The sequence below is a fragment of the Gillisia xinjiangensis genome (assembly GCF_046298265.1).
Classification (GTDB): domain Bacteria; phylum Bacteroidota; class Bacteroidia; order Flavobacteriales; family Flavobacteriaceae; genus Gillisia; species Gillisia xinjiangensis.
Window position 1 is genome coordinate 27,268 of the sequence record NZ_JBKAHK010000001.1, and the last position, 15,064, is coordinate 42,331.

At 38.9% G+C, this 15,064-nt stretch carries 11 protein-coding genes; 9 read left to right on the forward strand and 2 right to left on the reverse strand.

What is annotated here, in order from left to right; genetic code table 11:
• The first annotated feature begins 38 nt into the window (after window positions 1-38).
• The 6 genes from rpsO (at window position 39) to ACKGJN_RS00100 (ending at window position 6,177) form a co-directional block, all read left to right on the forward strand.
• Complete coding sequence (gene rpsO, locus ACKGJN_RS00075; RefSeq protein WP_409537385.1) at window positions 39-308, forward strand: 30S ribosomal protein S15; 270 nt, start codon at window positions 39-41, stop codon at window positions 306-308.
• A gap of 220 nt (window positions 309-528) precedes the next feature.
• A complete protein-coding gene (locus ACKGJN_RS00080) occupies window positions 529-2,748 on the forward strand; it encodes a polyribonucleotide nucleotidyltransferase (protein WP_409537386.1) in 2,220 nt (739 codons plus the stop codon).
• Between the two features lie 264 nt (window positions 2,749-3,012).
• On the forward strand, window positions 3,013-3,876 hold the full coding sequence (locus ACKGJN_RS00085) for a sigma-70 family RNA polymerase sigma factor (RefSeq protein WP_006988323.1): 864 nt from the start codon (window positions 3,013-3,015) through the stop codon (window positions 3,874-3,876).
• A gap of 212 nt (window positions 3,877-4,088) precedes the next feature.
• Window positions 4,089-4,493, forward strand: coding sequence for a BLUF domain-containing protein (locus ACKGJN_RS00090; protein WP_409537387.1), 405 nt, complete (start codon window positions 4,089-4,091; stop codon window positions 4,491-4,493).
• A gap of 57 nt (window positions 4,494-4,550) precedes the next feature.
• Complete coding sequence (gene rpe, locus ACKGJN_RS00095) at window positions 4,551-5,213, forward strand: ribulose-phosphate 3-epimerase (protein ID WP_409537388.1); 663 nt, start codon at window positions 4,551-4,553, stop codon at window positions 5,211-5,213.
• Window positions 5,200-6,177 carry a YpdA family putative bacillithiol disulfide reductase gene (locus tag ACKGJN_RS00100; protein ID WP_409537389.1) on the forward strand — a complete coding sequence of 326 codons (978 nt, stop codon included), beginning with the start codon at window positions 5,200-5,202 and terminating at the stop codon, window positions 6,175-6,177. Before rpe ends, ACKGJN_RS00100 begins: the two co-directional genes overlap by 14 nt.
• Before the next feature lie 184 nt (window positions 6,178-6,361).
• Here the strand turns inward: ACKGJN_RS00100 and ACKGJN_RS00105 are convergent, their stop codons facing one another.
• Complete coding sequence (locus ACKGJN_RS00105; protein ID WP_409537390.1) at window positions 6,362-9,832, reverse strand: YDG domain-containing protein; 3,471 nt, start codon at window positions 9,830-9,832, stop codon at window positions 6,362-6,364.
• Window positions 9,833-10,480: 648 nt separating this feature from the next.
• Window positions 10,481-10,807, reverse strand: a complete 327-nt coding sequence (locus tag ACKGJN_RS00110) for a hypothetical protein (RefSeq protein ID WP_409537391.1) — start codon at window positions 10,805-10,807, stop codon at window positions 10,481-10,483.
• Between the two features lie 300 nt (window positions 10,808-11,107).
• Here ACKGJN_RS00110 and ACKGJN_RS00115 point away from each other — a divergent pair, with 300 nt between their 5' ends.
• The 3 genes from ACKGJN_RS00115 to ACKGJN_RS00125 are packed head-to-tail and all read left to right on the forward strand — an operon-like array spanning window position 11,108 to window position 14,957.
• Window positions 11,108-12,424, forward strand: a complete 1,317-nt coding sequence (locus ACKGJN_RS00115; RefSeq protein WP_409537392.1) for a sugar porter family MFS transporter — start codon at window positions 11,108-11,110, stop codon at window positions 12,422-12,424.
• A 36-nt stretch (window positions 12,425-12,460) separates the two neighbouring features.
• A complete protein-coding gene (locus ACKGJN_RS00120; RefSeq protein ID WP_409537393.1) occupies window positions 12,461-14,080 on the forward strand; it encodes a glycoside hydrolase family 32 protein in 1,620 nt (539 codons plus the stop codon).
• The gene (locus ACKGJN_RS00125; protein WP_409537394.1) at window positions 14,067-14,957 is read left to right on the forward strand and encodes a carbohydrate kinase family protein; all 891 of its coding nucleotides are present in this window, start codon (window positions 14,067-14,069) and stop codon (window positions 14,955-14,957) included. Before ACKGJN_RS00120 ends, ACKGJN_RS00125 begins: the two co-directional genes overlap by 14 nt.
• The last annotated feature ends 107 nt before the right edge of the window (window positions 14,958-15,064 follow it).

A 15,064-nucleotide genomic window follows, 5' to 3' on the forward strand; every position in this document is an offset into this window, starting at 1 on the left:
ACTGTTCATACATAAAAATCATTAAAATTAATATTGGAATGTATTTAACTAAAGAAGAAAAGCAAGACCTTTTCGCAAAACATGGAAAAGGTAAGAATGATACCGGATCTGCAGAAGGACAAATTGCCCTTTTCACACAACGTATCTCTCACCTTTCCGGACACTTGAAAACCAACAGAAAAGACTATAATACAGAACGTTCATTGGTTATGCTGGTAGGTAAAAGAAGAAGTTTACTTGATTATTTAATGAAGAAGGATATTTTGAGATATCGTGCTATCGTTAAGGAATTAGGGTTAAGAAAATAAATTACAAAGGGGCTCTAACGCCCCTTTTTTTTATATATTTAGAGGGAAATTTTCCTTTTTTTAGATTTAAAATATTAACGCTCCTGGCCTTTGCTAAGAGTAGTTTTTCATTGGTCTGCTACAACCACTACACAACACAGCAAGTCCCGATGGATTATTCAAAGGGAGACCATTGTTTAACGTAATATGTAACTTTACATATTAGAATTGAAAAAAATTTATGATTCCAAAAACATTTAAAGAGGTTATCGATTTAGGAGATGGAAGAAGCATCTCACTCGAAACCGGAAAATTAGCAAAACAAGCCCATGGCTCCGTAGAGGTTAGAATGGGAAATGCAGTAATGCTTTGTACCGTTGTTTCTTCTTACAAACCTAGCACATTAGATTTCTTTCCTTTAACAGTAGATTACAGGGAGAAATTTGCAGCAGCAGGACGCTACCCTGGTGGTTTCTTTAAGCGGGAAGCCAGACCAACTGACGGTGAAGTTTTAACTATGAGAATTGTTGACCGTGTATTGCGTCCTTTATTCCCATCAGATTATAAGACCGAAACTCAGGTAATGATTCAGCTAATGTCTCATGACGAAGAAGTGATGCCAGACGCATTGGCTGGTTTAGCCGCATCTGCAGCTATTCAATTATCGGATGTTCCTTTTGAATGTGCGATTTCTGAAGCTCGTGTAGGTAGAATAAACGGGGAATTTATCATCAATCCAAGCCGTAGCCAGTTGTTGGAATCGGATATCGATATGATTATTGGTGCTTCTGCAGATTCTGTGATGATGGTAGAAGGTGAGATGGATGAAATTTCAGAAGAAGAAATGGCCGATGCCATTAAATTTGCGCACGAAGCAATCAAGATTCAAATTGAAGCTCAATTGCGATTGGCAGAAGCTTTCGGAAAAAAACCGGTAAGAGAATATGCTGAGTCAAAAAGCGATGAAACTATTGAAGCCAAGGTTAAAGAAACTGCGTATCAAAAAATATATGATATCGCAAAAGGGGGTCATAGCAAAAGAGATCGCGGTGAAGCTTTTTCAGCAGTAAAAGAAGAAGTGATGGCGTTATTTTCTGAAGAGGAACTTGCAGAAAATAAGGACCTGATCAAAACTTATTACAATAAAACTGAAAAAGAAGCGGTAAGAGAACTTACCCTTGCTGAAGGTCTTCGTTTAGATGGAAGAAAAACAGATGAAATTCGCCCAATTTGGTGTGAAATCGATTATTTACCTTCTGTTCATGGTTCAGCTATATTCACCCGTGGGGAAACTCAGGCATTGGCAACCGTAACTTTGGGAACTTCCAGAGAAGCAAATATGATAGATCAGCCTACCTACCAAGGGGAGGAAACTTTCTATTTACACTATAACTTCCCTCCATTTTGTACCGGAGAAGCATATCCATTAAGAGGAACTTCCCGAAGAGAAATTGGTCACGGAAATCTTGCACAACGCGCTTTAAAAGGAATGGTTCCTAGTGATTGCCCATATACTATAAGAATTGTTTCTGAAGTATTGGAATCTAATGGATCCTCTTCTATGGCTACAGTTTGCGCAGGAACAATGGCAATGATGGATGCAGGTATTAAAATGAAAAAACCGGTTTCAGGGATCGCGATGGGATTGATTTCTGATGGAGAACGCCACGCAGTACTTTCAGACATTCTAGGTGATGAAGATCACCTGGGAGATATGGACTTTAAAGTAACCGGGACTGAAGATGGTATTACTGCCTGCCAGATGGATATTAAAGTTAAAGGCTTACCATACGAAATTTTGGTTAAAGCCCTGAAACAAGCACGTGCAGGAAGATTGCATATTCTTGAAAAATTAACTGAAACCATTTCTGCTCCTAACGAGGACGTAAAAGCTCACGCTCCAAAAATAGTTACCAAAATAATTCCACAGGAATTCATTGGTGCACTTATCGGGCCAGGAGGAAAAGTGATTCAGGAAATGCAAAAAACATCTGGAACTACAATCGTTATAAACGAAGTAGACGAAAAAGGTGTTGTTGAGATCCTTGGAACAAGCCAGGAAGGTATAGACAGCGTATTGGCAAGAATCGAATCTTTAATGTTCAAGCCGGCAGTTGGTGAGACTTATGAAGTGAAGGTTATAAAAATGCTTGATTTTGGTGCAGTAGTAGAATTCCTTGTTGCTCCGGGTAATGAAGTATTGCTTCACGTATCTGAATTAGCATGGGAACGTACGGAAAATGTAAGCGATGTGGTGAATATGGGAGATGTTTTTGAAGTGAAATACTTCGGAATTGATCCTAAAACACGGAAGCAAAAAGTTTCCAGAAAAGCATTACTTCCAAAGCCGGAAGGATTTGTTGCTAGACCACCACGTGATGACAGAGGTCGTGACAATCGTGGTTCCAGAGACAATAGAGGTCGTGATGACAGAAAACCAAGAGAAAACAGAAACGACTAGTTTCTAACTCTTATAATTTTAAAAATCCCCTGAAAAATATTTTTCAGGGGATTTTTTTATGAATTCCAATATATAAACTTTGATTTTTAAAGCTTTACTCATAGGGCCTGTACGAGCTGGAACTTACCGTAAAAATCATAACATTCAACACTCCGGAAATTACTGCCAAAAAAATATATCAAAGCAGTTGTAACATTTTATGAACTCTTTGCGTATAATTAAATACAAGAGCTATTCATAATTAAAAATCCAGGGAGAAGATAGATGAGACAACTTAAAATTACGAAGCAGGTTACAAATCGTGAAACCGCTTCGCTAGATAAGTATTTGCAAGAAATTGGTAAAGTAGACCTAATTACCGCCGATGAAGAGGTGGAATTAGCACAAAAAATTAAAGCGGGAGATGACCGCGCTTTGGAAAAATTAACCAAAGCGAATTTACGTTTTGTGGTTTCTGTTGCAAAGCAATATCAAAATCAGGGATTAACACTTCCCGATCTTATTAACGAAGGAAACTTAGGATTGATTAAAGCCGCAAAGCGTTTTGATGAAACCCGTGGTTTTAAATTTATATCCTACGCCGTTTGGTGGATCCGTCAATCTATTTTGCAGGCACTTGCCGAGCAATCCCGAATTGTGCGTCTACCATTGAACAAAATTGGTTCAATCAACAAAATCAATAAAACATTCGCTTTTCTTGAGCAATCTCACGAACGTCCGCCAAGTGCAGAAGAGATAGCCAAAGAACTTGACATGACCATCAATGATGTTAAGGAATCCATGAAAAATTCCGGGCGTCACGTATCTATGGATGCGCCATTGGTTGAAGGTGAAGATTCAAATCTATATGACGTTTTACGTTCCGGGGAGTCACCAAATCCAGACAGGGAATTGCTGCACGAATCTTTAAGAACAGAGATAGAACGAGCTTTGGAAACCCTTACTCCACGTGAAGCAGATGTTATTCGCCTTTACTTTGGTTTAGGAGATCAACACCCAATGACCTTGGAAGAAATTGGAGAGACTTTTGACCTAACCAGGGAACGTGTTCGCCAGATTAAAGAAAAAGCGATACGAAGATTAAAGCATACTTCCAGAAGTAAGATCTTGAAAACTTACTTAGGATAATATATAAGATGACAACAGTATGATCGCGATTTATTTCGTGATTTAACTGTTCGTTTTTTGATTGATGAATGAACCCCGGAGTGATGACCGGGGTTTTTTTGTGCTTTGAAATTACAAAGTCATTTTTTTGGGAACTTTAATATATCATTATTACATTCTTACAAAAAAATGGAATAATTTCAAATTCAACTATTTTTAAGACCCAATTTCAAATGAGATATGCTATTGTTTATGTGAGTACAGCTTCAAAAGATTTAAAAGATTCGGAAATCAAAAATATTTTAGAGGAAAGTGTCGCCTGGAACAACGGTCACGACCTCACTGGCATCCTGCTTTATTCAGAAGGAAATTTTTTTCAGATTATAGAGGGAGAAGAAAGTGTTATAAAAGACTTATTTGAGTCTATTAAACAGGATTCCAGGCATATTGATGTACTTCAGATATTTGGAAAGGAAATTCATAAAAAAGCTTATGATGGATATAAGGCCGATTTTATTGCTGCCAGAGAACATTATGATCCCGAAAAAATGGAATGCTACATGAAGCAAATGGAAGTGCTGGAGGAATCTACTCAAAAGGCAGTAAAAAATATGCTGAAGGCATTTATCGTTAGTTAAAAACGTATAACCTTTTTTTCTTCTTATTTTTGTGCCTAAAATATTTATTCTTTAATTATGAGCACAAAACTTATTGCCCCTTCGGTTCTGGCTGCCGATTTCGCCAATCTTCAACGCGACCTGGAAATGATCAATAAAAGTGAAGCCGACTGGTTTCATATCGATATCATGGATGGTGTTTTTGTACCTAACATTTCCTTCGGAATGCCGGTTCTAAAAGCAATTGCCAAACATGCCAAAAAAACCATCGATGTGCACTTAATGATTATTGATCCAGACAGGTACATCAAGGATTTTGCCGATTTGGGAGCCAATATTCTCACTGTGCATTATGAGGCCTGCCCTCATTTACACCGAACCCTCCAGGCGATAAAGGCTGAAGGAATGAGAGCTGGCGTTGCTGTAAATCCGCATACAAACGTAGATTTATTGAAAGATGTGATAAAAGATATCGACTTAGTTTGTGTTATGAGCGTAAACCCCGGTTTTGGCGGACAAAGTTTTATTGAACACACCTACACCAAAGTTCAGCGACTAAAGGAAATCATCATTAACAATAATGCTGACACCCTTATTGAAATTGATGGAGGCGTAACCGATAAAAATGCTGCAAAGCTTGTAGAAGCTGGCGCAGACGTATTGGTTGCCGGGAGTTACGTCTTCAAAGCAGAAAACCAGATAGAAACAATTAAAGGACTTAAAAATATTGCAAACTCATAATAAAACCTACGATTTAATAATTATTGGTGGTGGTCCTATTGGCATTGCCTGTGGACTCGAAGCCAAAAAACACAACCTCTCTTACCTTATCCTGGAAAAGGGCTGTTTGGTGAATTCCCTTTACCACTACCCCGCCAATATGACCTTTTTCTCTACTTCAGAAAAACTTGAGCTGGATAATATTCCATTTATAAGCAATAATCCGAAGCCACGGAAGGCTGAAGCGCTCGAATATTACCGAAGGATTGCGGTTTCCAACGAATTGGATATTAATTTATTTGAAAAGGTGATTTCAGTAGACAGTAAAGATAAATCCATCCACAACATAAAAACCTCCAAAGGGAATTATACCTCCAAAAACGTAATAATCGCCACCGGATTTTATGATATCCCAAATTATCTTGGTATTCCGGGGGAAGATCTGCCAAAAGTAAACCACTATTATAATGACCCTCATTACTACGCGAAACAAAAGACTATTGTTGTTGGAGCAAGCAATTCTGCAGTAGATGCAGCGCTGGAAATTTACAGAAAAGGTGGAGATGTAACTATGATTGTGAGAACTCCGGAAATTGGGCAGCGTGTAAAATACTGGGTTCGTCCGGATATTATCAACCGAATAGAAGAAGGTAGCATAAAAGCTTATTTTGATGCAGAAATAGCCGAAATAAAAGAAACCGAGATCATCCTCAAAACTGCGGAAGGTGAAAAAACCCTGGAAAATGATTTTGTTTTATTGCTTACCGGCTACAGGCCAAATTTTGATTTTCTGAAAAATATTGGGATCAATATATCCAAAGACGAAAAACATATTCCGGAATATAATAAAGAATCCATGGAAACCAATGTTCCCGGGATTTATCTCGCAGGGGTTATTTGCGGCGGTATGGAAACCCATAAGTGGTTTATTGAAAATTCCAGGATACATGCCGAGATTATAATTAAAGACATCATTTCCAGATAATTGGATTCCAACCTCTAAAAATCTAATAATGGAACTTAAACCGAATTTTAAGATCCATAATAAGATTTTACAGTGAAAACTGCAAAAAGTACGGACATTTAATTTTGTTTGAATTTCATTCTTTAAATAACAAAAGCTCCGGGTTTCCCCGAAGCTTTTGCTTTTAGATTGGTTGGCTACTTAATTATTCTATGATTATTTGTTTATTATAAGAGTGGCCACGATCTGTGGTTAGCTTTATTAGATATACCCCACTCATCAAATTTTTTCTTTGGAAGTCGGCTTCATAAACCTGGTTTGCTTTAACTGTTCCGGAGAAAAGCTTCCCAACTTCTCTTCCGTTGAAGTCAAATACCCTCACCACAATACCGGCATCTTCAATAAGGCTGAACCTTACTTTGGCATCGGTTCTCACCGGGTTCGGCGCCATTGCCAGGTTACCAAGGATATCCATTTGTATCAATTCTTCTTCACTTACAGCTATAGTTGGTTTTTCATTTACTTCGGAAGTTTTGTTGTTGCCTCCACCTTTAATTTCGTGAATTACAATGGAGCCACCGCCCAATTCTGTAGCATCATTGGAATTATCATCGGCTCCCAAACCGTTGTCATATATAATTCCGTTATTACCCCAAATTTTGATACGGAATTTGTCAGGACCTGTTCCTTTATTCCAGTCGCCATCAATAGCCACCAGGGTGAATTTATAAGTACCTGATCCATTAATAGTTCCCTCTCCTCGATAAGTAGCTTTACCACCGGAAATCACGAGTGAACCTGATTCATGAAGCTGACTCTTAAAGTTAAGATCACCTGCCTTGAATTGGAATTCAGTATTTCCATCCACTTCATTAGTAGCTGTCTTTCCTTTCTTATACTTAGCCACAAATCCGAAATTCGCTTTACCTTCCACATTTTCGTTTCCTTCTCCGGCTAATGCATTTTTGGGTGACCAGATCCATCCCCCACCTGTTACAAATCCGGCAGTTGGATCATAAACCGGCAGGTAGGCGACTGAATCAGAACATCCTTCCCCGGCAACAGCAGTTACTTTGTATACTTTTACATCTGGAACAGATACATTTTCTAATGTAGCAACACCATTTGCATCAGTCTTTGCGAATTTGGAGGTAGTTAATTCATTATCGAAGTAAAAGTACACCAACACTCCTTCAACCGGAACTTCATTTTGATCGAGTACTGTCGCTCTTAGAGTAGCTGCAGAGCCTATGGCAACCGGATTACTGCTCGCACTGGCATCGATGGTAACTCCTTTTATTTCAAATTTCTCTGATCCTCCCAAAGTCAAAGTGTAGTTGTTTCCTGCACTTAAATCTCCAATTAAATAGGAATAAAAACCAACTTCTTCACCTGTAACTCTACTTAAGGAACCAGAAAATGAATTATCAGCGATTAATGTTTCGCTCGATGTGTAATCAAAAGTTTCATCATCCTGACCGCAGAATTTTGATTGGTTGGCAACTGGAGTGATTGTTATTGGACGTTGAGAGATCACGATTGCTGCAGTTCCTGAGTCATTATTATAGTTTCCGGTAACATCAGTAAAGGTCCAGTTGGCGGTATGCGAACCAACATTGGTAAAGCTCGCACCAAGGTCAAGTCCTGCCAATGGCTCATCATTTACTCCAACTGCTGTTCCGCTTGCGCCGTGAGCTGCGCCGTCATAGATATCATTATATCCATTTACAACTATCGTTGCATCGGCTTTTCCAATCACGATCTCTACAGATCCTGAGTCATCGTTATAATTTCCGGTTGCATCAGTGAAGGTCCAGTTGGCGGTATGCGAACCAACATTGGTAAAGCTCGCACCAAGGTCAAGTCCTGCCAATGGCTCATCATTTACTCCAACTGCTGTTCCGCTTGCGCCGTGAGCTGCGCCGTCATAGATATCATTATATCCATTTACAACTATCGTTGCATCGGCTTTTCCAATCACGATCTCTACAGATCCTGATTCGTCTTCGTAGTTACCGGTTACATCAGTGAAAGTCCAGTTGGCTGTTCCACCTGGTACATTGGTGAAGCTTGCACCAAGATCTAGTCCTGCCAATGCTTCATCATTTACTCCAACTGCTGTTCCGCTTGCGCCGTGAGGATTGCCGTCATAAGTAACAGTAGTACCTGCAACAGTTACCGTAGCATCTGCTTTATTGATCACGATCTCTACAGATCCTGATTCGTCTTCGTAGTTACCGGTTACATCAGTGAAAGTCCAGTTGGCTGTTCCACCTGGTACATTGGTGAAGCTTGCACCAAGATCTAGTCCTGCCAATGCTTCATCATTTACTCCAACTGCTGTTCCGCTTGCGCCGTGAGGATTGCCGTCATAAGTAACAGTAGTACCTGCAACAGTTACCGTAGCATCAGCTTTATTGATATTAGCATCCGCATCCGCCACACTAACCAAATTATAATTCCCGGCATCATCACCAGACAAAGAAGCACCTGTTAAAGAAACGACTTTACCTGTACCTGCATTGGCATCTGCAAAAGTAGCTGTACCACCCGTCAATGAAACAGCATCACTGCCAACAACATCAGTCAATGATCTTGACAGAACTGTTGCACCTGTTGTTCCATCATAGGTTTTGTTTGCTGCAGTGAATGAACCAGTTATGTCTTTTTTGTCTACCGTCAAAGTAGCATTTCCATTACTTGGGGTCGTTTGAATAGGCGTGCATGCAAATAGAACTATTCTATACTTCCTACCATTCAATGCAACTCCTGGCTTAGTTAATGTAAGCGTTGAAGTAGTGGCACCAGAATAAACTCCTTCATCTGAAATATTAGACCAAACAATTGGACTACCTACACCTTCTTGCCATTGGTAATTTCCTACTCCAGAAGCATTAACGGAAAAAATGGCGTTTTCACCATAAGTGACAGTTTCGCTTAAAGGCTGCGAAACAATAGAAGGAGCTGTACATAAATTCACTAATATTGCGTCCTCCTCCGTAACAGTCTTTGTTGCTGGGCCAGATCCCTGTTGTTGATTTAAAATAAGCTCTACATCATATGACCCTTGCGGAGCGTTAGAAGGAATTTGAACTGAAATTTGGTCATTTCTTGGGATTTGATTCTGATGGGCCTGAATAGTTTTAATATTAGTATATTCAGTAGTTCCATTACGAGCTATTACTGTAGCAGTCCCATTTTGATTAGCCTGTGTAGTGCTGTAATTAAAATTTACTACTACTGAATTTGGGAGGGATGTAATTTCTGTTGGGTTGGCGGTCAATGGAGAAAGAATGCTTATTGCATCAATTCCATCCGTAAAATAAGCATACGCAATTCTCCCAGTTGTTGTTCCCACAACCTCCACCTCAAAAGCAACTCCTAAGTGCTTTTCTAAAATGGGAAAATTAATAACAAAATTCCCATTTGAATCCACTGGAGTATCATGCCATTCGTGAAAATCCTGCACTTCTGGAGTTTCATTAAAATGGACATTTACAATTGTATCACCAGCCCAACCGGTACCAGTAATTATTGCAGTTTCCCCTGGCGCATAATCTTCTTTGTCAGAGGTTACCGTCTGCCCCCAGCCCGTTGCCAGGAAGAAAAAGAAGCCAATAAATGTGAGGGTGAAATTCAGGAATTTCCCCTTTGAAAAGTGTAAAAATTCAGCCATACCAAAATAATTAAAGTGTTAAAACTATATTTGAGTTCAAGTAAATTCTAAAAATATTAGGGTGGGGATAAACTTTAATCACTGAAAATATCTGAAGAAGCAGTGGGGAAAGGCTTTCTTAGATTAGGGAAATTTCACAGTACTTTAAAAATTTACAAGAACTAATTAACACTAAATTTTATCCTGTTTAAAAGAAAATTTTCTTTTTTCGATATGATGTAAGTATTTACCGACCAATAGCTTATCTCCCTGAAAACAAATAAATCCCATTCAACCCACACTTACAAAAAGTGTGAATCGGATGGAATTTTCTGCTTTAAAAATGCTGGAATTCGAAAAAATCCACGAAGATGATTTTGTTTTTTGATTACAGCCTACAGGCCAAATTTCGATTTTTTAAAAAAATTTTGGGATCAATATTTCCAAGGATGAAAAACATTTTTTGGATTGGGAAACGAATATTCCCGGGAGAAACTTGCAGAATAAAAAATGATTATACAGGACGGAATAAAAAAAGAAAAAGCCATCTAAAAATGTTTTAAATGACTTCTTAAAATGGTCTATAAGATAGCTTAAAAAGCTATTATTTGTGAAAAAGCTCACGAGCTATGCTAAGTGAAATCACGGAAAATTACACTCCCTGCCTAACTATAGGACTACAACTTCTGCATCTTTAAATAAGGGGTTATTCCTGTTCAGAAGTCTCCCGTAAAAATTCATATCATTTTTGTTCTTTTTAAGAGATTCGTCCAACCAGGAAGTTGTGCCTGTTACAGGAAATGAAAAAATATTAATTTCGGGATAGGAATAGGTATCGGAATTAGGGTCTTCCACTCCTACTTCAATCACGTTTTTCTTCGGATTATAATAAACAAATTTCGCCTTGAAATTATGCTTTATTAGGTCTATAAAGTCCTCTGAAAGCACTTTATTACTTAAACTTTCCTTTAAATAACCTTTTATCAATGTTCTCATTGTTAAAAGGATTTCATTCTGATTGTAGTAGGTTGTCATAATTGGTCAACATTTGTTAAATTCAAGGTGATAAAAATAAAGCAACTCTATGTTTATCAGTTTTTTTTTATAAAAGGTTTAACTCGTTAACATAATTTATTTTAAATTTCAGGATATTTAGTCGGGAGATATAAAGTCATTTATTTTTAATGAACAGCTGTAACTTCCTAAACCACTCTTTATGAATCGGGTATATCAAAGATTCGATTCAAGCATCAGGGAATTTATTCCACTTACATAAAACCATAAAATAAAACACGTATGAACAAAATTTTAGTATGGTCTATAACCGCCGCAATGGCCGGTTTTTTATTTGGTTTTGATACCGTTGTAATTTCAGGGGCAGACAAACAATTACAGGAACTCTGGGGAACCTCTGATGCCTATCATGGAATCGTTGTTATGACCATGGCTTTATGGGGAACTGTGGCAGGAGCCATTCTTGGTGGAATCCCAACAAACCGTTTAGGGAGAAAAACCACCCTGATATGGATAGGGATATTTTATGTGATTTCTGCCCTGGGATCGGCTTTTGCAAACGACCCTGTTACTTTTGCCATTTTTAGATTTTTAGGGGGCGTGGGAGTAGGTGTTTCCACCATTGCCGCACCAACCTATGTTTCAGAGATTGCTCCTGCAAAAGACCGCGGACGTTTGGTTTCCCTGTATCAATTCAACATCGTTTTAGGGATATTGATTGCCTTTTTATCCAACTATCTTCTTAGAAATACCGGCGCAGAACCCTGGAGATGGATGTTGGGGGTTGAAGCGATTCCCGCCGTTTTGTATACCTTTTTTGTGTTTTTTGTGCCCAGAAGTCCACGTTGGCTAATCTCTAAGAAAAAGTATGAGGAGGCCGAAAAAGTGATGAAAATTATCAATCCTGATGAGGATATTAAGCAAAAAATGACGGAGATAAAGGAACAGTCGGAAGTAAAATTATCCGGGGAAAATATTTTTCTTCGCAAATACAGGTTTCCCCTTCTATTGGCCTTCCTAATCGCATTTTTTAATCAGTTATCCGGAATTAACGCATTTCTTTATTATGCTCCGCGTATATTTGAGGAGGCTGGTTTGGGAGTAAGCACAGCACTTTTAAGCAGCATTGGAATTGGAGTGGTAAACTTACTCTTCACCTTACTGGGGGTTTTCCTTATTGACAGACTCGGAAGAAAACAACTTATGCTCTTTGGCTCTATTGGATACATTATTTCCTTAGGACTGGTAGCAGCAGCATTTTTCTTTAATTGGGGCGGATTATGGATCCCGATTTTCCTATTCCTGTTTATTGCGTCCCACGCCATTGGCCAGGGAGCCGTAATTTGGGTATTTATATCTGAAATTTTCCCTAACCATTTAAGAGCTTCAGGACAATCCTTCGGAGCTTCTACCCACTGGGTTCTGGCAGCTATTATTCCGGCGCTTATTCCCTATCTTTTTTCCACGATTGGAGCAGGTTATGTCTTTGCCTTTTTCACTTTTATGATGTTCCTTCAGTTACTATTCGTCCTGTTTATAATGCCGGAAACCAAGGGAAAATCCCTGGAAGAACTGAGCGAAGAATTATCGTTTAAATAATTAAAAACCCTCAATGAGGGATTAAAAACTTCAGAAATGAAAAAAATCAAAATAATAATCATCCTTTCAGTAATTGGAATGTTGAGCATTTCTTCGTGTAAGAATAATGAAAAGCAGGAATCCGAAGCAACTGAAATTGATGAAGTATCCGGAGATGAGATCTTTCGGCCCAATTTCCATTTTACGCCTAAGGAAAACTGGATGAATGATCCTAACGGTATGTTCTACTTAAACGGCACCTACCATTTATTCTTTCAATATTATCCTGAAGGCAATGTTTGGGGTCCTATGCATTGGGGGCACGCAACAAGTAAAGATATGGTGACCTGGGAGGAATTGCCTATAGCCCTGGAACCGGATGAACTCGGCTATATTTTTTCCGGAAGTGCCGTAGTAGATGTTGATAACACCTCAGGTTTTGGAGATGGCACTACCCCGCCGGTTGTGGCAATATTTACTTACCACGACCCAAAAGGAGAAGCAGAAGGCAGGATAGATTACCAGTCTCAGGCTATTGCGTACAGCCTGGATGAAGGAAAAACCTGGACTAAATATGAAGCCAATCCTGTAATAGCCAATCCGGATATCAAGGATTTTCGTGATCCTAAAGTGATATGGGACGAACAACATCAACAATGGCTTATGGCTTTGGCCACTGTAGACAGAAACCTTTTTTATGGTTCGCCAAATTTAAAAGATTGGGAATTGCTTTCAGAATTTGGTGAAAGCACCGGCGCTCACGACGGAGTTTGGGAATGCCCGGACTTTTTCCCAATGCAGGTGGAGAATTCAGAGGAAATTAAATGGGTGCTCATTCAAAGTCTCAATCCAGGAGGATACAACGGTGGTTCCGGAACCCAGTATTTTGTTGGAGACTTTGATGGAAAAGAATTTAAGGTGGACCCCTCTATGGAAAACCTTCCTGAAAAACACGATCACTGGATAGATTATGGAAAAGATAATTATGCCGGGGTTACCTGGTCCAATATTCCTGAAAGTGATGGGCGGAAATTATTCATGGGCTGGATGTCCAACTGGTTATATGCACAGGAAGTCCCTACTGAAACCTGGAGAAGCGCGATGACAATCGCGAGGGAACTTAGCCTGAAAAAAGTTGATGATACCTACAGAATATTTTCCATGCCGGCAGAAGAACTCGATATCTACAAGGAGAATATATTTCAGAAGGAGAAACTTTTGGTGAGCAGTTCAGCGGAAATTGCTTCTGAAGCAGAAAAAGACCTTAGCAGGGCCGAACTGAAACTTAAAATTCCCAATCTTAAGCAAACGAACTATGAATTCAGCTTAAGCAATTCAGAAGGAGATAATTTAAAATTCGGTTATAATCATTCTGAAAAACAATTTTACATAAACAGGGAAGAGTCGGGAATCACAGATTTCAATGATGAATTTGCAGGAACTGTTTCCTATGCACCGCGCACTTCTACTTCGGAAACTTTATCGGTATTGATGATCCTGGACAGGACTTCCATTGAATTGTTTTATGATGATGGAGCAACCTTAATGACGGAGATTTTTTTTCCTAAGAAACCTTACACCTCATTTTCTGTAAAATCTGAAGGAGATTTTGAACTGAAAAATATAGAAATAAACCAGTTTAATTTTGAAAATAGCGATACAGATGGGAAAAATTAATGCCGTTTGCTTTGGAGAAGTTTTATGGGATGTATTTCCAGATCATAAAAAAATTGGAGGCGCTCCTTTGAATGTCGCCTTAAGGATGAATTCTTTAGGGATCGAAACCGCTGTTATAAGTCAGATTGGAAAGGATAAAAACGGAGAAGAAATCCGGGATTATTTAAAAAATTCAGGGATAATTGTTGATGCTGTTTCAGTCACTTCCAACTATCCCACGGGAGAAGTTCAGGTAATTTTAAATGAAAAAGGATCTGCATCCTACGAGATCAAACATCCGGCAGCCTGGGACAAAATAGAAGCTTCAAAAATAATGATGGACCTCACCAGGGAAACGGATGTATTTATCTTTGGAAGCCTGGTTTGCAGGGATGAAATCAGCAGAAATACCTTATTCGAATTACTGAGAACTGCAACCTACCGGGTTTTCGACATCAACCTCCGTCCGCCACATTATAAAAAAGAGGTGCTCGAACAGCTCCTGAAATCAGCAAATTTCATCAAATTCAATGATGATGAATTATTTGAAATTTCAGAAATGATGGGTTCTAAATTCAATTCCCTGGAGCAAAATATAAAGTTTATAGCTGAAACTTTCCACCCGGATACAATTTGCGTCACCAAAGGAAATCACGGAGCTGTGCTTTTTCACAATGAAAAATGGTATTATAACAGTGGATATAAAATTAAAGTAAAAGACACTGTTGGTGCCGGCGATTCCTTTCTGGCCTCATTAATCACAAAATTACTTCAGAAAGAAGAACCTCAAACCGCACTGGATTTTGCCTGTGCTATGGGAGCACTTGTTGCCGGAAGCAGTGGTGCAAATCCCGAGATCACCATTCTGCAAATTCAGGATTTTATGTTTCCGAAGTAATCCTTCTGCTATTTTTTCGTCTTAACCTTTGGAAAGCATAAACCAATAACCCGGATTAAATAAAGACAAAAAAAGCAGGATTTCTTTCAGTAAGAAGGATTGATGAA